We start from the raw sequence: 16,376 nt of genomic DNA, 5'->3' as shown, positions 1-16,376 counted from the left end.
TATTACAGACGCTATAAGTATACTTTCCCTCAAATAGTACGGTAACCTCAAATCATGTTCTGAGGTAAAATAAACAACGATTTTCAAAACAAATTCAATCTGCTTTATAAACCCTTAGCTTTTATTTGAGAAGTTAGGAAAAATGGCTTTGTGCTTTTTGATTCTACTGTGCAGTTGTTTCATTGCTAGCTATTTTTTATTAAAAAAGAATAATAATGAAATTGCACATCTTGTGGCTGTATTTGCAGCTATCAGCCTGATTTTGGGTTTAATCTTAGCTCCTTGGCAGATCCTACTTCTACTATTGATTTCTATCCCGCTCAGTACAAGCTACGAGTACTACACTAGCAAGGTGGTCAGCAGAGAAACAGAATATCCACAACAGCCAGTTCGGAAATCTGAACCAGATTATAGCTTGATGTACCGTGGGGTTTCCTATCATGCCGATCCCTGTACCAAATCAAATGCAGTAACCATAGCACCAGAAACCTGTAAATTGAGCTTTCGGGGTAGTACTTATTTTGTTCGTATCGATTCTAACGCCCAATCGGCTGGAGTACCCATAGCACCAGAAACCTGTAAATTGAGCTTTCGGGGAAGTACCTATTCTGTAAACAGAACTGCACACAGAGAAATTAAAGAGCAAGGTGGCTAGAAAATTGGTGCAGTTATAGCAATTCACAATAAAGATAAACAGCATTAATTCATGGCAAGCTTTCTTGTAGTGAGTTGACGGGTGTTGACTTTTGTCCTGCCTAGAGAGAACAACTTTCTAACGTCGCAAAAACAACTGTGTGATGTAGTATGTGTTGCCAACTCGCCATACGCCTATACCCGTTTCTCTAAACACAGGACGTAGAATATTCTCTCGGTGTCCTGGGCTTTGCATCCAACCTTCAACAGCTGCTGGAACGGGTTTAGAAATGTTCTGACTTTTGAACAAGTTCTCTCCTACAATCCAATAGGAAATACCACCAGCGCGGACTCTGTCTTGTAAAGTGCTACCATCAGCACCAGTGTGGCTAAAGAAGTTTCTTTGCGCCATCTGTCGGCTGTAGTTACGGGCAACCTGTGCTAGTTTTTCGTTATTTTGTAGCGGCTGTAGTCCGTCTTTCTGCCGCACTTGGTTAATACCTTGGCGAACTGCTGCCTCCATTTGGGTAATTTGAGTGGATTGAGGAGAAACAGGGGGTTGTGGGGGCTTACCTGATGGTACTTCGATCTTTGGTAAGGGTGGTAAATACTCAATTACTTGCTCACACCCATTTAAGATCGGTGCGATCGCTGCCCATCCTAGCCAAATCATTCGGGATAATTGGCGCTTGTGTTCCTGAGTTATCCAATGGCATAGCACTTGCCATTCCATGAAGCCACCTCGGTAGAGATTCTCCGTAAATTAATACTTTTGCTGCTTATTTCTAACCTAAAACACAGATATGACAGCAAAATGACAAAGATAAGGTAAAAGGGACTGGAGACTGGGGAATAAGGGAGACAAGGGAGGGAAGAATTTACTTCCCCTGCCCCTATGCCCCTATGCCCCTATGCCCCTCTGCCTCTCTGCTCCTCTGCTCCCCCTACTCAGGTGGAACTGCCTGCTCTACGGGACGGATAATCGCAGGGGCTGGTGTCACTTCTGGTTTGAAGATTGCCTGCAATGCCTGTTCTAGGGTTTGGGCCATGACAATCCGATTTTCGTAAGCTACAACTACCCGCACCAAAGTTGGCAGACTGTTTTGGCTGGCTTCTAGATAAATTGGCTCGACATATAACAGAGATTGCTCAATCGGAATTACTAGCAGATTGCCCTGAATTGCTCTCGATCCTTGGCGATTCCATAAGGAAATTTGCTGAGAAATTACTGGGTCTTGGTTAATCAGGGCTTCGATTTGCTCTGGCCCGTAGATCAAGCGTTCCTTGGGAAAGATATACAGCAACAGCCTACCGTAGTTCACGCTATCCGATCGCGCTGCCAACCAAGCGATTAAATTAGTCCGCTGTTTAGGAGTGTAGGGTAAAAGTAAGATAAATTCTTCAAAAGGTACGGTAGGAAGGCCGGTAATCAAATAGTATGGCTCTACTGGTCGGGCTTTGCTGCCATAAATTTCGTTAGGAATCTGCCACTGGTCTTCCCGGTTATAAAATACCTGGGGATCGGTCATGTGGTATGTCATCAACCGCTCAGACTGAATTTTGAAGAAATCCACAGGATAGCGGATATGACTGCGGAGGCTAATTGGCATAGCACTGAGCGGTTTGAACAGCTTCGGAAAAATAGCTGACCAAGTGGCAATTATTGGATCGCTAGAGTCAGCAATGTAAAAATTAACCGTGCCGTGGTAAGCGTCAACCACTACCTTGACTGAATTGCGAATGTAATTTATACCTTCGCTACCCGTATCTGAGTAGGGATAGCGATCGCTTGTTGTGTAGGCATCGATCATCCAGTAAAGATAGTTGTTATTGGTGGAAAAATCTGGATTAGTCTTGTCAAGATTGGCATTAGCTGCCACTAGATAGAGGTCACTATCAAATTTTAAAAAAGGTGCGATCGCCTGAATTCGTTGCTTTACATTCCGCCAGAATAAAACTTTTGTGTCAGGCAGAAAATCCCGTGTCAATACCATTTGCCAGTCTTTCAAATACATGGCAAATAGCCACCGTTGCCACAGTGACCCAATTTTAATACCACCCCGACCATCGTAGGTATTGTAAATATTGTCACTGCCACTGGGATAGTCCAGTTCTTTAGCTCGCGTGCCAGTCATTACATAAGCGTTAGTAATTTCACCGTAATAAATTCGGGGTTGCCCAATGGGAATGCTTTTACGAATGGCTTCACTAGAAGTAGTCAGGGCACTACTATTGCCGCTAATGTCTTTAACAAAATATTCTGGTAGTCCACCCGGTCCAACTGTATTCACTGGGCTAACAGTAAAACCGTAGCCGTGAGTATAAATTAGATGGCGGTTTACCCAGGTCTGAGCCTGCTGGGGCACAGCACTGTGATCTAATTCTCGTGCAGCAATCAATACCTGTCGTCGTTCTGTGGTGTTAGTTGGTTCTTGCTCAGATACTGGCGGCTTTTGGGGAGCAGCCGATCTGCGTTCAACGACATCTGTTTCTAAAGTGTAGCGATCGACATCGGCATCAGGAAACCGATAATATGGTCGAATTTGTTGTAGTTGTCGATTAGTTTCTAACAGCGGTCGCTCATCCCACAAGCGAATATTGCGAATCGTCAGCTCATTTTTTTGCAGATCGGCTTCAGTCAGCGTTCCTTGGGGGTTAAAGATTCTGGCATCAATTGCTTCTAAATCGAATGCCTGCCGAGTCAAGGCAATAGTACGCTGAATGTATGCCCGCTCTCGCTGCAATTCATTAGGCTCGACAATTAAATATTGCACCGCATTCGGCAGGATAAAACCACCCATTACGACTAGCGCCAGATATACCCCCAACCCGTAAAGTACTGATTGGCGATACTGAAATTTAGGTCGCCAAAACAACGTTCGCCAAAATAAGTAAAAGGCGATCGCCACTGCCAAGACACACAAGACAGTGTAAGCTGGCAACTGAGCTGTAACATCGGTATAGCTGGCACCATAACTCACCCCACGGGTGGAATAAACCAATTCATAACGACTCAGCCAATAACTCAAGGCTACCACCAGCATCAGACATCCTCCCAAGCCGGATAGATGACGCTGTTGCTGGGTTGAAAAACCAGGGAATATTCCCTGACTGAGACTGTCTGCCGACAGGAGATAAGTAAGGCTAACGGCAACAAAGCCATACAAAAATAATCCCATCAGCCAGAGTTCTAGCAATTCCCAGGCAGGCAGGGAAAATACATAAAAGCTAATATCTTGACCAAATAGAGGCTCAGAATTATTGAAGGTAGTGGGGTAGAAATATGGCAACACCTTTGTCCAGTGTTGAGACAAAATTAACCCCAACCCGACACTGAACAAAACTGCGATCGCTAAGAGCAATTGGGGATAGATTAATATAGCGATCGCTATTCCCACAAGCAAACCAAGATACCAGATTTGAGAAACTATCTCTTTGAAGAATTGCCAGATAATTTCTGGACGAAACAGGTCAGGAATAGGTAAACTAGCTTTGCTAACTTGAGAATGCCAGTAGAATAGGGCAATTTCACCGTAGTGAAACAGCATTAACCCCACTAACAAGCTCAAGACCAAAACTAGCGGTAAAAGCCAGCGCAACTTTAATGGTAGAAAGCGTTGGCTGTAATTACGAATATCATCACGTTTAGAATATTTGGGACTGAGAAAGTTTTTTAGCTCACGGCTAAATCCTGCTTGCTCGCGCTCGACTTGCTCAATTTTCAAAGGCTTAGGATACTTCAGCTGTTGTGCCAAAGCGAGGTTTCCTAGCAGATAGACAACAGTTGTGCCAGCCACGACTACCCATAAAGCACCGCGAGTCACTACCCTCAGCAAAAATACTTGGAGATAGCCGACTTCCTGAAACCAGAAAATCTCTGCTCCTACGCGAGAAATCAAATCCAAGAGCAACCAAAGCCCCAGGAATAATATTAATAGTCGAAAGCACCATTTCCAGAACATGGGGATTGGGGAAAATGAGGGGGATGAGGGAGCAGGAGGAGAAGAACTATTGACTCTTGGCTGTTGATAACTGACAACTGACCTGAATTTTCAGTTCGCTATGTAAGTTTTGAAACATAGGTTAACATGGCTAATCGCACTCTCACTTCGGTTTTGAGATTGTTGGTGATATTCAATGTTTAAATTGTAGTTATGCTCAGCAGTGTTGACCGTTTATTATTTGTCCGGCGAGTCCCGATTTTTAAAGAATTACGGGATGATTTTATTGTGCGGCTGACTTCAGTGATGCATGAGTTGTCATTTCCAGCTAATTACACCATCTTTAGACAGGGAGAAGAGGGGCGATCGCTCTACATTGTCGTCTCAGGTCGAGTTAAAGTTCATATTGGGGATAAAAACCTGGCAGAGGTAGAACAGGGAAAATATTTTGGTGAAATGGCAGTATTTGATACTCAACCTCGTTCTGCCTCTGCAACTACTTTGGAACCTTGCGAATTTCTGGAACTGACACAAGAGCAACTATATGACGCAATTGAAGAAACTCCGGAAATTGCAGTGAATATTATTCGTGAGTTATCCCGCCTAATTCGCAGACTGAATGATAATAATTCGTAATTAAGATACACAGAAAATGGCTTGATACAGACGGTTTCCAATCTGTTACCCTGTTTCTCTAATCATATATAATAGTTCTATTCAAATTGTGAAAAAGACGAGTGGTGGCTGTTTTCAATCATCAGTCAAAACAGATCCCGGCGAAGATGCTGCCATCCACACCACTCAAGTTTTCAGGCACCTTCTGCTATTGTTGTTTACACCAACCAGAAATGGCTGAAGACGGGTTTTCTCAATCAAGTTTCCCCGTTCGAGAGCGATTAGATTTGTGCCACACCATCAACGAACAATTCGATGCCAGTAATATAGCTGCTGTCCTCGGTAACGAATCGCTTAGCAGTGGCAAGATCGATGCTACTGGTGCCACCTGTAATCAGCGCGACTTTTTCCAAGAGCTTCTGTAACATGGCGATCGCCTCCTTGAGTTATTAGAGTTGAACATGAAGTGGACTATGAGGGACTTCCAGAAATTAAATTATTCAATTCTGAAAGCGAAGACGATTATAAAATTCTTCCTCCCCTACTCCCCCTGCTTCCCCTGCTCCCCCTGCTCGCCAAAGCGATGGGATATTTTTTTAGTTGGAAGTCCCTAAACAGTATGTCTGGAAAGCTTTTGGGACGCTTCAAATTTGTGCCATGCCGCCATCGACAAACAGCTCGATACCGTTCACAAAGCTGCTGTCGTCAGAGGCAAGGAAAACCACAGCTTTAGCGATCTCATCCGGTGTACCCACCCGCCCGAGTGGGATGGTGTTGACCTGGCTTGCTACGAAACCCTGCACCTGTTCCTCGCTCAGTCCCATGAGATTGTAGCCTGGGGTAGGGACTACTCCAGGGCTGATGGAGTTGACGCGGATCTTGCGCTCTTTGAGGTCGAGTGTCCAGTTACGGGCAAACGATCGCACGGCGGCTTTGGTAGCGCTGTAAACGCTGAACGCTGGGGTGCCCTTGATAGAAGTAGTCGAAGCATTCAGGACAATCGAAGCCCCTTCTGACAACAAAGGCAATGCTTTCTGCACAGTGAAAAGCAGACCTTTGACGTTGGTGTTGAAGGTTTTGTCAAAGTGTTCCTCGGTAATCGATCCCAGTGGGGCAATTCCCCCGCCGCCAGCGTTAGCGAAGATGACATCAAGGCGACCTTTCTCTTGCTCAATCGTGGCGAAAAGGCGATCGAGGTCTGCCAGATTTGAGGCATCGCTCTGAACTCCGGTGACATTTTTACCAATCTCTTTCACAGCGGCATCGAGTTCATTCTGACGGCGACCTGTGATGAAGACATACGCGCCTTCGGTGACGAATCGTTTAGCAGTGGCAAGACCGATACCGCTGGTGCCGCCTGTGATGAGTGCGACTTTTTCTGAGAGTTTCTGTGACATGAGATTTCCTTTAGTTGCGTTGTGGTTTCAGACGTTAGGACAGCTAGAACGGGTTATTGCTTTTGAGAAGTTTGCATCGTTTAACGCACCGATGATTCCGATTTGCATCATGGGACTTTTCTTGGTTTTGGTTTGATTGCCGGATCAGGCTGCGAAGCCGCCATCAATCTTGAGGCTTGCACCAGTGACAAAGGCGGCTTCAGGACTGGCGAGATAAGAAACCATTCCAGCAATCTCGCTGCTCTGTCCGTAGCGACCGAGGGCAATCATCTTTTTCAACCCATCGGCAAAGGGCCCGTCTGCCGGGTTCATGTCGGTGTCGGTCGGGCCGGGCTGGACGTTATTGACTGTGATGCCGCGAGGGCCGAGATCGCGGGCAAGACCGCGTGTAAAACCGGCGATCGCACCCTTGGTCAAAGCGTAGACAGAGCCGCCAGCAAAGGGAACGAGGTCACTGTTGATGCTGCCGATCGTGACGATCCGTCCGCCCTCGCCCATATGGCGGACAGCTTCTTGAGTTGCCACGAAGACACCCTTGATGTTAACTGCGACGAGCCGATCAAAATCATCCATCGAGAACTGGTCGATCGGAGCTAAAGCGGCGACCCCCGCGTTGTTTACGAGGATGTCGAGACGACCAAAGACTTTCACTGTCTCGGCAACGGCGTTTCTCACCGCTTCGACATCAGCACTGTCGGCGCGGATCGCCAAGGCTTGGCCACCTGCCGATTCGATGGCGAACACCACCTCGTCGGCTTTTTGTGGCGAGCTGGTATAGGTGAGGGCGACGGCTGCACCATCGTCTGCGAGACGTTTGGCGATCGCCGCCCCTAGACCGCGTGAGCCGCCGGTAACCAGTGCCACCTTACCTGTGAGTTTCTTGGTACTCATAGTATTCTTTTGTGCTTAGAATATGTCGTTGCGATACATTTTTGTATCGTATGGTATAGATATAAGACATGGACGTGAGCCTGTCAAGAAACTATTGTACTGATGAGTATGAAACCGGAAAAAACCACTGCGGCGATGGGTCGGCCCCGCGAGTTCAATATCGATGACGCGCTCGATCGTGCAATGCACGTGTTTTGGCGCAAGGGGTACTTGGGCACGTCCCTCTCGGATCTGACAGAGGCTATAGGTATCAACCGTCCGAGCCTTTATGCCGCCTTTGGCAACAAGGAATCTCTGTTCCGCAAAGTGCTGGAACGCTATGCTGAGGGGCCGTCAGTCTATCTTCGTGAGGCTCTCAAAGAGCCGACTGCGCGTGCGGTCGCCGAGCGGATGATGCACGGGGTTGTTGACCTGGGAACCGATTCGCGTAATCCACCGGGATGTCTCTGGGTTCATGGCACGCTTTCATGCGGAGATCCGACAGATCCGATGCGGCAGGAGTTGTCCGCGTACCGAGCCTCAAGTGAAACCGCCCTGCGTCAGCGTTTCGAGCAAGCGATTTCGGAGGGCGACTTACCGGCCGATTCCGACCCTGCCGCTCTCGCCCGCTTTGTCTTGACGATCAATTGTGGAATGTCAGTCCTGGCGGCGACCGGAGCTACTCGGGCAGAACTACTGCGGGTTGTCGAGACAGCGTTGCAAGCGTGGCCGGAGTAGAACGACACCAAATAGTTGTCGCATGGAAGTCTGACGTGAAAACTATGGGGAAGTGCGCGATCGCTCTGATGAAGATCGGTTTTATCGAGCTAGTGGTTTAAATTTGGTGTTTGTTTTATGGCTTTAGTTATTGCTGGAGAACGTAGTGGGGTGGGTAAGACAACAGTGACACTTACCCTTTTGGCATCTTTATGCCGTCGCGGTAGCAAGGTGCAATCTTTCAAGGTCGGCCCGGACTATATCGATCCGATGTTTCATCAACACGTTACTGGTTGTGCTTGTCGAAATTTAGATCCGGTACTGACTTCAGAAGCTTACGTTCAACAATGTTTTGCTCGTCATAGCCAATTGAGCGAATATGCTTTAGTTGAAGGTGTCATGGGGTTATTTGATGGAGTCAAGGAAATTAAAAATGAAAAATTAAACCTTAAAAATAAACAGAATTTACTCAGCACTGACTTTGCAAGCACGGCTCATATCGCGCGGCTGCTAAATGTGCCTGTAGTTTTGGTGATTGATTGCAGTCGCTTGTCTGGTTCTGTGGCAGCGATCGCTCACGGCTACCGCTCTTTAGATCCTACAATTCAAATAGCCGGAGTCATATTAAATCGTGTGGGTAGCGATCGCCACTTATCCTTGCTCAAAGATTCCCTAGAACCTTTACAATTACCTATTCTCGGCGTGCTGCGCCGTCAGGATAACATTACAATTCCCGATCGCCATCTCGGTTTAGTACCGACAGCAGAATTACCACAGTTGAATACTTTAATTACTCGCCTTGCCGATTTAGGAGATACTTGCTTCGACTGGCAACGCCTGTTACCCCTATTGAAATCTGAAGACACAGAAGAATTTATCAGGGAAAATTCCCCCTCATCTTCCCCACCTCCTATCAGAATTGCAGTTGCTCGCGATCGCGCTTTTAATTTTTACTACCAAGACAATCTCGATTTGCTGCAACACTTGGGTGCAGAACTAGTTTTTTGGAGTCCAATAACAGATGCTGAACTACCACAAGGTGTACGGGGAATGTATTTTGGGGGTGGTTTTCCAGAAGTGTTTGCCCAGCAACTAGCAGAAAACACTAGCGCCCGTGATGCAGTCAAAGCAGCAATTCTGGCGGGAATGCCCACAATTGCCGAGTGTGGGGGATTGATGTATTTGTGCGAGCAAATTATCGATTTTGAAGGTAAATCTTGGCCGATGGTGGGAGTGTTAATCACATCTGCTGTGATGGGCGGGGGCCTTACTTTAGGTTATCGTCGTGCAATAGCTATGCAAGATAGTCTGCTAGTGAATGCAGGTACAAATATTTACGGGCATGAATTTCACCGTTCTCGTTTAAGTCCAATTCCTACTCAACCTCTATTTGAAACTTACCGCTACGATTGTGAAGAAAATATGGGATATGAGGGATGGGGTTTTCCTGTCAATGTTCATGCCTCTTATGTTCATCTGCATTGGGGAGAAAGTGTAGAAATTCCCCAGCGTTTTTTTCAACAATGTTTTGATTTGAAATCACATTTAACAAAATAAAACCCGTTGTTTCCAGCGTGCCATCAAAACGGTAACCGGCCATGGCAATCCATCGGCTTTTCATGTCAATGCCTTTTGTCTTTTGACTTAATTCCACTAGGGTAAATTATTCGGGTCGATACCTTGAGATTGTAGATAAGCAATTAGCCGTTCTTTTTGCTGACGTTCCTGTTCGGCGCGTTGACGTTCCTGTTCAATCTGTTCCACTGCCCAAGGTAACAAATTACCTGCCTCATCCCACCAACGTAACCAATAGCCAGTACGGGCTTCTTTTGTTCCTTGCCAAGTTCCTAAAAATAATCCCATAAAGTCAATCCAATGGCGACCATTTTCATCAGGTTGCTGCAACTCATAGCGTCTATTTTCGAGTTGATAAAACTCTAACAAACCACCATTTGGGTCAAAAATTACATAAATTGGAACTTGAATAATTTGTTCGTAAAAAAACCATTTTCCTGGTGGATAAGTTCGCTTAAAAGAATATTCTTCTCCGTCAGTGTCCGAAAGAAATTCCATCACAACTGCTGGAATATTTCCCTCTAAATTGGGTGTATAGCTTTTACGTTCTTCTAAAACATCATTCACCGATGGAACATAAACCCAGTCTGGTGTTTTAACGACAAATTGCCCGTTCAACTTTGCACAAAGACCAAAATTCGAGGCGATCAACATTCGAGGTTGGATAAAACCACTTATTTCTAAACTTTCACGCAAAGCGCCAGCCAATATTGGCTGACCTGTATTTTCCACTGGTTTATCCTCTAGTTGAAAATCATCGGGCAACGCTTCCCAAGATATTATCAGTTCTTTTGAGGATTTGGCTTCACCGAGTTGGGTTGCCATAAAAATCGCCTTTTTTTGATTTGTTTTTATGTTATCGCTCTGGGCGGAATCAGGAACCAAGTATAGTAATCAAAAACCAACTGTATCAAGCCTCGTTGTGTATATCTTAATTAAGATTATGAATTAGTACGATACCTCATTCCAGGCAGTTGTGACACTAAACCCATGAGTTCCAACTGTAATAAAGCACTGGAAACTGAGCCAGCATTCATGCCTGTTTGTTGCACAATAAAATCGAAGGACAAAGCATCAACTGCGATCGCATTTATCACTTGTTGTAGTTCTGGCGATAAATTTGGCAAGTTTAACTGTTCTGATTTTGGTGAAGCTGCAACTACATCAAGCTGTGGTACTGCTCCCAACATTGTTAAAAGTTCGTCTAATTCCTTGAGAATAAAAGAAGCACCTTGACTGAGTAACTTTAAACAACCTTGAGATGGGCGATCGTCTAGTCTGCCAGGTAGTGCATAGACATCTCTGCCAAAATCATTCGCATAGGTGGCTGTGATTAACGCACCAGATTTTAAAGGTGCTTCCATTACCAAGATGGCGCGGCTTAACCCGGCAATTATTCTGTTACGGCGGGGAAAGTTAGTGCGATCGGGTGGGGTTTTACCTGGATATTCACTTACGACTAACCCTGCACTCAAAATCTGTTTGTACAAATCCCGATTTTTGTGTGGATAAATAACATCGACTCCCGTACCTAAAACTGCGATCGTTCTTCCACCAGCTTTCATTGCGGCTGTGTGGCTTTCTGTATCAATTCCCTCTGCCATACCAGAAACAACTGTAAAGCCATTTTTAGCCAAAGCCGTGCTGATTTGGCGAGTCCAACGAATACCGTAATCGGAAGGTTGGCGCGTTCCGACAATCCCAACCATCGGTTTTTGTCCCAGATTTTCTTGTAGTTCAACTTCACCGCGATAGTACAAAAGTGGTGGTGGACTGGGAGTTTCCAGCAGTAAGCGGGGATAATCTGCATCTGCTGGTGTCCAAAAATAGGGGTTTTCTTGCTGGTGCTTGGTAAGTAGTTGTTCTGGATGCAGATGCGATCGCTGTTGTACTACCTTTTCTAATGTCTGAAAACCAAAACCCTCCACCTCTCCCAACTGTGCCTTAGTAGCCTTCCAAGCTGTTGCTAGCGTGCCAAAATGCTGCTGTAATCGTCGCAGCAATACTGGGCCAATCCCAGAAATTTGCGACCACGCAAGCCAATATGCACGTTCTTCTGCCACTTTTGCATCCTCACCCTACTCGATTGAGTATTCCCATTTTAGGTTGCTCTATTGACGTGCAAAGCAGATGAGGGAGCAGAGGGGCAGAGGAACAGGGGAGGATATAACTGATGACCCTTGACTATTAACTCTCGATCTTTAAGCTTTCTAATTAACAAATAGGGCATAAATATAAGCTATGGTTTCAGAGATAATTATCCGCACACCTTCGCTAGAATTCCACCATTTCTTTGGGTCATAATATGGTGGTTCAGCCGAAATTACACCCACTTTAATTTTGGGAGAAAGTATTTTTTGATATATCAGCCAGCTTCTGCGAGCATGGGCATCAGTCGTAAACAGATTTATTGAATCTATGGTTGAATTTGACTCTGTTATCCACTGAAGTAATGCAACAACAGATGCATTAGTACGATTCTTAACTACATTAGGAGTAGGAATAGCTATTATCTTTTCTTTTGCTACACCCAGTTTCTTGAGAGTGGCTGCGCCAATTTCTGCAAAATTTTTGTATTCAGCTAGATAATAACCGTTATCTACGGTAACTCCTAAGGTAATTAATTGGCGATAGGAACCACGTTTAAATTCATCTGCTGCTTGTTCTAGTGCATAGTCTGATATCCAGCCATCAACAACTAATATATCTGCTGCTTTAATCGGGGAGGTTACGGCGAGAAATGGGTATAAGTGAGCGATTACAAAAAACATTGAAGCTGTAAAAGTTGAAAGAAATAACACCCATCCCTGAGCCGTAAGTGTCCATAGTTCTTGGCGTTTGATTAGCCGGATTTCTGGAAGTTTTTTATCTTGAGGATTTTTCTGCATTAAATCTTAGTTGAATGCTGTTCTTTCAAATAAGCAAATACAGATTTATCTCCGATATCTAGAGGAATTGCTTGCACTGTTTTACGCAGAGCAAATACCAAGAATAGAATTGCCCAAGTTCCTAATAAAATTTGTTCCGGCTGAGTTGGTAAAATTCCTACTAAATGTCCTAACAATAGTAGCGGAACTATAACGGTTAAGACTTTTGTTTCCAAACGATTGAAGCAAAAAGCTTCTTTGAAGTAAATACCCGTCAAAGCAACAAAGATAAAACCTAATCCAAATAAGGTAATGGGTTGGTTGTAAACGGTAACAGCTAAAGGTTCACTGCTAGACAGTGCCAGTACTACTGATGCAATAGTACCGATCGCCCAAAAAGCTTGCAACACTCGGTGCAGTGATGCCATATAGATGTGAATGGTCAATAAACTTACACCAAGAGCAAGACTAAAACAAGCATACAGAGGTGTTAGCACAGTGAAAACCGACGGATTATTGTTGAATAACACCAAAGCACTGCCTATGGCAAAGCTAAGTGCAGCTACCATTAACCCAGCGCGGTAGATAATTACGCCAGTGCGATCGCTTTGAGTAATTGTAAATTCCCCAAATTGACCCTGATAAACTTCTGGTGCAGTTATTTGCGTAGTCATAAGAAAACAGTGATAACAGAATTGGAAATATTCCCTAGTACCTAGTCTAATAATTAATGACTAATGACTGATAGAGCCTCTTGCAACTTGATTTGTAATTGTAAGTGTGCATTACCGCTATTTATGGCAATTTCTACCCAGCCGTGACTACCTACTAAAGCGAGCGCCTCGCCAGTCTCGACATCACCGTAAGTTTCACCCCCTGGTATCGTCAACCCAACAGCTTGCACACACCAAGTTTTACCTTGCACGTAACTCCCTGGAATATTGCTCACTAAGTTGCCAAAGCGATCAATATATTGAATGCAACCCATGACACCAGTTGCTGTCTCTTTGCAGTTACCTATGTCCAGTTGTACCAAAGTCGCTGGATCGATTTCTTGTCCTAGCTGTTCCAGAGGAACGCCATTAGCAAGATGCGCCGCTACTGGTGCAAAGATATCTCTACCGTGAAAAGTTTTACTAGGTTCTTGGGTTCGCCAATAGTTAAGATTTGTGAGTTCCACTGCTGCGATCGCTGGACTTTGGCTTAATACTCCACTGAATATGCCATTATCTGGGCCTACTAGAAACCCTTGAGCAAATTCTACTGCGATCGCCCTTCGCCTACTTCCCACACCCGGATCTACTACCGCTACATGTACAGTCCCCACCGGGAAATAGGGGTAAGTATTCATCAGGCAAAACCGAGCTGCGGCAATATTTTGTGGCGGAATCTGATGCGTTAAGTCTACTATTGTCAGCTTGGGGTTGATTTGGGCTACAACTCCTTTCATCACGCCTACATACACATCGCGATCGCCAAAATCGCTCAACAGTGTAAGGACTCTTGCTTGTGGAGCCACTAGGTTCTGGTTGTTGGACATGATTCGACAGTTAAATTATATTAATTCATATTTTTCTGTAGCAACAGCTACAAAATATGTGTTATGTTAGGAAAATAAGACATAAACAGAACAATTACAGTGGGTAATCACTATGAGCCAAAATAGATTGCAAGCTGTCAGCAAATCAAAAGAAACCCATAGACAGAATATTCAAAGAAACATAGAGCATCGCTTGGAAGTAGCCAAAGCAAAAGGTGACGAAAGGCTAGTTCGTCAATTGGAAGCTGAAATTAAGTATTTCGGCTAAATCAAGAGTTTGTTGTTCATAGTTATGTTGTGTTTAACCCGCTTCGGCGGGTTTTATATTTTGTACCAAATTATGGCAAGAGACATAGGAGTAGAGACGCGATTATACTCTTACGAGAAGCCGCTCTTACGAGCGTCTACGCGTCTGTACAAGAGTTAGGAGTTATTTCTCCCCTTGCTCCCCTGCTCTGTTTAGAACCAACCTTCTTGTTCTAAAGTTTCAATCAACTGCAAGCCACGGGGATCGCCTACGCCCAAGAGTGAGGCTTTAGCATCTTCGCGCACTCCTAAATCTTGGTCTTCGGCGAAGGCTTGAATCAGTGCATCGATGGCTGTAGCATATACTATGTTGGAAGGTAGTTCTCGACACAATTGTCCAATTGTCCAGGCGCAATTACTCCGCACCGCTGCTACTGGGTCTTGGACTAAAGCTTCAATTAATGGTGGGATTGCCCCGACAACAGCTTCATAACCTACGTCTGCCATCTGCGCCAAGGCACTAGCAGACCACAAACGGACTGCGGAAATATCAGTTCTGAGGGCATCTGCTAGGGGTGCTAAAGAACGGCGATCGCGGCAGTTTCCTAAAGCCCAAACAACACCTTTACGTACATAGCCATTCCAATCTCGGTTGAGTTGGGCAATTAACGGTTCCACTGCATCGGGACTGGGATTACGTCCGATACCATAGGCAGCACTGACTCGCACCAAAGGACAGGTATCAGTTAACAAGCGAATTAGATGGGGAATAGCTCGTGCATCTTCAATGTCACAGAAAGCACGAGCTGCTAGCATTCTTTGTTGCGGTTGGGGATTTTCCAGAAGAGCTAGCATCATTTCTGGATTGGGCTTTGCCACTTCTGACTCAGCAGTTAGCGGCTCCATTTTATCTAGGGGGCTTTCTAGCTCTTCCTCGACATCGAGTAGGCTTAAATCGTATTCGTCATACATATTTCACTTACATACCCAATTGGGATTTATATGTAACCCCCTACGTCAACAAGTCAAAGCCTGATAGGTTTTAACTGAATTATTGTACACTTTCTCAGCCATCTAGTTGACTGTTAGCCGCAGGAGAATTGCTATAACTAATGCGCTATAGGATGCTAACTCTATGCACCAGTTTCTTTATTGATATGGAGTGATTTTACCATCCACAGAGATTGGGTTTGATAACCCAGTTGATTGTAAAGATTTAAGGCGGCTTGGTTGGATTGAAACACTTGCAATCCGATTTGGCGATCGCCTCTTTGAGTCGCCCAATTTTCTAAATATCGCAACAAAGCCGTACCAATACCCCGCCGCCGATGTTCTGGCTCGACGAAGAGCAGAAAAATGTGAGCATGGCGATCGCCTTGGACTTGATCTATTGCATTGCCCACCCAGAGGCAGGCGACTGGCAGAGGGGCGGAGGGGCAGAGGGGCGGAGGGGCAGAGGAGAAATTTGGATTCTTATGCTCCCCTGCTCCCTCAAAATCCACCCACCACAAAGGCGTGTCATTAGACAGGTATTGCTCGACTGTGCGTGCGAGGTGGGCAAAATCTTGGTCTGGAAATAGATACTGGTAAGTCCGCTGCATGAATTTTACTAGCAGCGATCGCTCTAATGTTGAACCACGACGAATATAGTACCCCGGTAGCAGTTGCTCAGACACTTTAGTTGCTTATTGAGTTAACTAGCTGAGTTGTTTGCTACTGGTGGCAAATGAGCATGAGTGGGTGAAAAATTCCCTCCTACCTCTTCAATAGGTGCGGGGGCTGCCATGTCAGAGGGTAAAAATATGCGAGCGCTAACTGCTACTAGAGCAAATAAAAATACCAACACTACGAGCAATGGGGCAATGTATTGACGAAAAATAGCCATGTTTTGATTACAACTGCCTAGGTTTTGTTTGAGAACCTAGCTGAACATTTATAAATTTTTCTGAAATAATTTTAGCGACTTTTTAAACCT

General features: G+C 45.1%; 19 protein-coding genes. 7 read left to right on the top strand and 12 right to left on the bottom strand.

Annotated elements, in window-relative coordinates; all coding sequences use genetic code 11:
• Positions 1 to 142: 142 nt before the first annotated feature.
• Positions 143 to 655 carry a DUF4278 domain-containing protein gene (locus RMY31_RS32470; RefSeq protein ID WP_322662710.1) on the top strand — a complete coding sequence of 171 codons (513 nt, stop codon included), beginning with the start codon at positions 143 to 145 and terminating at the stop codon, positions 653 to 655.
• A gap of 117 nt (positions 656 to 772) precedes the next feature.
• Here the strand turns inward: RMY31_RS32470 and RMY31_RS32465 are convergent, their stop codons facing one another.
• Together RMY31_RS32465 and RMY31_RS32460 are read right to left on the bottom strand one after the other, a co-directional pair.
• Positions 773 to 1,306: a CAP domain-containing protein gene (locus RMY31_RS32465; RefSeq protein WP_322662759.1), complete on the bottom strand. Its 534-nt coding sequence runs from the start codon at positions 1,304 to 1,306 to the stop codon at positions 773 to 775.
• 271 nt (positions 1,307 to 1,577) lie between these two features.
• The gene (locus RMY31_RS32460) at positions 1,578 to 4,595 is read right to left on the bottom strand and encodes a UPF0182 family protein (protein WP_322662712.1); all 3,018 of its coding nucleotides are present in this window, start codon (positions 4,593 to 4,595) and stop codon (positions 1,578 to 1,580) included.
• A 192-nt stretch (positions 4,596 to 4,787) separates the two neighbouring features.
• Between RMY31_RS32460 and RMY31_RS32455 the strand changes: the two genes are divergently transcribed.
• Both RMY31_RS32455 and RMY31_RS32450 read left to right on the top strand, forming a co-directional pair.
• On the top strand, positions 4,788 to 5,210 hold the full coding sequence (locus tag RMY31_RS32455) for a cyclic nucleotide-binding domain-containing protein (protein WP_322662714.1): 423 nt from the start codon (positions 4,788 to 4,790) through the stop codon (positions 5,208 to 5,210).
• Positions 5,211 to 5,422: 212 nt separating this feature from the next.
• The gene (locus RMY31_RS32450; protein WP_409879056.1) at positions 5,423 to 5,614 is read left to right on the top strand and encodes a hypothetical protein; all 192 of its coding nucleotides are present in this window, start codon (positions 5,423 to 5,425) and stop codon (positions 5,612 to 5,614) included.
• Between the two features lie 219 nt (positions 5,615 to 5,833).
• Here the strand turns inward: RMY31_RS32450 and RMY31_RS32445 are convergent, their stop codons facing one another.
• The gene (locus RMY31_RS32445) at positions 5,834 to 6,586 is read right to left on the bottom strand and encodes an SDR family oxidoreductase (RefSeq protein ID WP_322662717.1); all 753 of its coding nucleotides are present in this window, start codon (positions 6,584 to 6,586) and stop codon (positions 5,834 to 5,836) included.
• Between RMY31_RS32445 and RMY31_RS32440 the strand changes: the two genes are divergently transcribed.
• Positions 6,585 to 6,722: a hypothetical protein gene (locus tag RMY31_RS32440; RefSeq protein ID WP_322662719.1), complete on the top strand. Its 138-nt coding sequence runs from the start codon at positions 6,585 to 6,587 to the stop codon at positions 6,720 to 6,722. The two genes, RMY31_RS32445 and RMY31_RS32440, sit on opposite strands and share 2 nt — an antisense overlap.
• An 8-nt stretch (positions 6,723 to 6,730) precedes the next feature.
• On the opposite strand, the gene RMY31_RS32435 is transcribed toward RMY31_RS32440, so the two are convergent.
• A complete protein-coding gene (locus RMY31_RS32435; RefSeq protein ID WP_322662723.1) occupies positions 6,731 to 7,477 on the bottom strand; it encodes a 3-oxoacyl-ACP reductase family protein in 747 nt (248 codons plus the stop codon).
• Positions 7,478 to 7,585: 108 nt separating this feature from the next.
• On the opposite strand from RMY31_RS32435, the gene RMY31_RS32430 reads away from it, so the two are divergent.
• Positions 7,586 to 8,194, top strand: coding sequence for a TetR/AcrR family transcriptional regulator (locus RMY31_RS32430; protein WP_322662725.1), 609 nt, complete (start codon positions 7,586 to 7,588; stop codon positions 8,192 to 8,194).
• A gap of 117 nt (positions 8,195 to 8,311) precedes the next feature.
• Positions 8,312 to 9,730, top strand: coding sequence for a cobyrinate a,c-diamide synthase (locus tag RMY31_RS32425; RefSeq protein ID WP_322662727.1), 1,419 nt, complete (start codon positions 8,312 to 8,314; stop codon positions 9,728 to 9,730).
• Positions 9,731 to 9,826: 96 nt separating this feature from the next.
• On the opposite strand, the gene RMY31_RS32420 is transcribed toward RMY31_RS32425, so the two are convergent.
• The 5 genes from RMY31_RS32420 to RMY31_RS32400 form a co-directional block, all read right to left on the bottom strand.
• Positions 9,827 to 10,573 carry a Uma2 family endonuclease gene (locus tag RMY31_RS32420; RefSeq protein ID WP_409879052.1) on the bottom strand — a complete coding sequence of 249 codons (747 nt, stop codon included), beginning with the start codon at positions 10,571 to 10,573 and terminating at the stop codon, positions 9,827 to 9,829.
• A 116-nt stretch (positions 10,574 to 10,689) separates the two neighbouring features.
• Positions 10,690 to 11,811 (bottom strand): DNA-processing protein DprA, encoded by a 1,122-nt coding sequence (gene dprA, locus RMY31_RS32415; RefSeq protein WP_322662730.1) that lies wholly within the window; start codon positions 11,809 to 11,811, stop codon positions 10,690 to 10,692.
• A gap of 147 nt (positions 11,812 to 11,958) precedes the next feature.
• A complete protein-coding gene (locus RMY31_RS32410; RefSeq protein WP_322662732.1) occupies positions 11,959 to 12,636 on the bottom strand; it encodes an ElyC/SanA/YdcF family protein in 678 nt (225 codons plus the stop codon).
• Positions 12,636 to 13,289: a DUF2301 domain-containing membrane protein gene (locus RMY31_RS32405; RefSeq protein ID WP_322662734.1), complete on the bottom strand. Its 654-nt coding sequence runs from the start codon at positions 13,287 to 13,289 to the stop codon at positions 12,636 to 12,638. Before RMY31_RS32405 ends, RMY31_RS32410 begins: the two co-directional genes overlap by 1 nt.
• A gap of 53 nt (positions 13,290 to 13,342) precedes the next feature.
• Positions 13,343 to 14,155 carry an S-adenosyl-l-methionine hydroxide adenosyltransferase family protein gene (locus tag RMY31_RS32400; protein WP_322662736.1) on the bottom strand — a complete coding sequence of 271 codons (813 nt, stop codon included), beginning with the start codon at positions 14,153 to 14,155 and terminating at the stop codon, positions 13,343 to 13,345.
• 112 nt (positions 14,156 to 14,267) lie between these two features.
• Here RMY31_RS32400 and RMY31_RS32395 point away from each other — a divergent pair, with 112 nt between their 5' ends.
• A complete protein-coding gene (locus tag RMY31_RS32395; RefSeq protein ID WP_322662738.1) occupies positions 14,268 to 14,423 on the top strand; it encodes a hypothetical protein in 156 nt (51 codons plus the stop codon).
• A 191-nt stretch (positions 14,424 to 14,614) separates the two neighbouring features.
• Here RMY31_RS32395 and RMY31_RS32390 read toward each other — a convergent pair whose 3' ends face one another.
• The 3 genes from RMY31_RS32390 to RMY31_RS32380 form a co-directional block, all read right to left on the bottom strand.
• Positions 14,615 to 15,373 carry a HEAT repeat domain-containing protein gene (locus tag RMY31_RS32390; RefSeq protein ID WP_322662740.1) on the bottom strand — a complete coding sequence of 253 codons (759 nt, stop codon included), beginning with the start codon at positions 15,371 to 15,373 and terminating at the stop codon, positions 14,615 to 14,617.
• Positions 15,374 to 15,534: 161 nt separating this feature from the next.
• Positions 15,535 to 16,077 carry a GNAT family N-acetyltransferase gene (locus tag RMY31_RS32385; RefSeq protein WP_322662742.1) on the bottom strand — a complete coding sequence of 181 codons (543 nt, stop codon included), beginning with the start codon at positions 16,075 to 16,077 and terminating at the stop codon, positions 15,535 to 15,537.
• A 17-nt stretch (positions 16,078 to 16,094) separates the two neighbouring features.
• Complete coding sequence (locus RMY31_RS32380) at positions 16,095 to 16,286, bottom strand: hypothetical protein (protein WP_322662744.1); 192 nt, start codon at positions 16,284 to 16,286, stop codon at positions 16,095 to 16,097.
• Positions 16,287 to 16,376 lie beyond the last annotated feature (90 nt).

Source organism: Dendronalium sp. ChiSLP03b (assembly GCF_034531165.2).
Lineage (GTDB): Bacteria > Cyanobacteriota > Cyanobacteriia > Cyanobacteriales > Nostocaceae > Dendronalium > Dendronalium minutum.
Note: the sequence above shows the minus strand (reverse complement) of the source record. Positions and strands in the feature narration are given on the sequence as shown.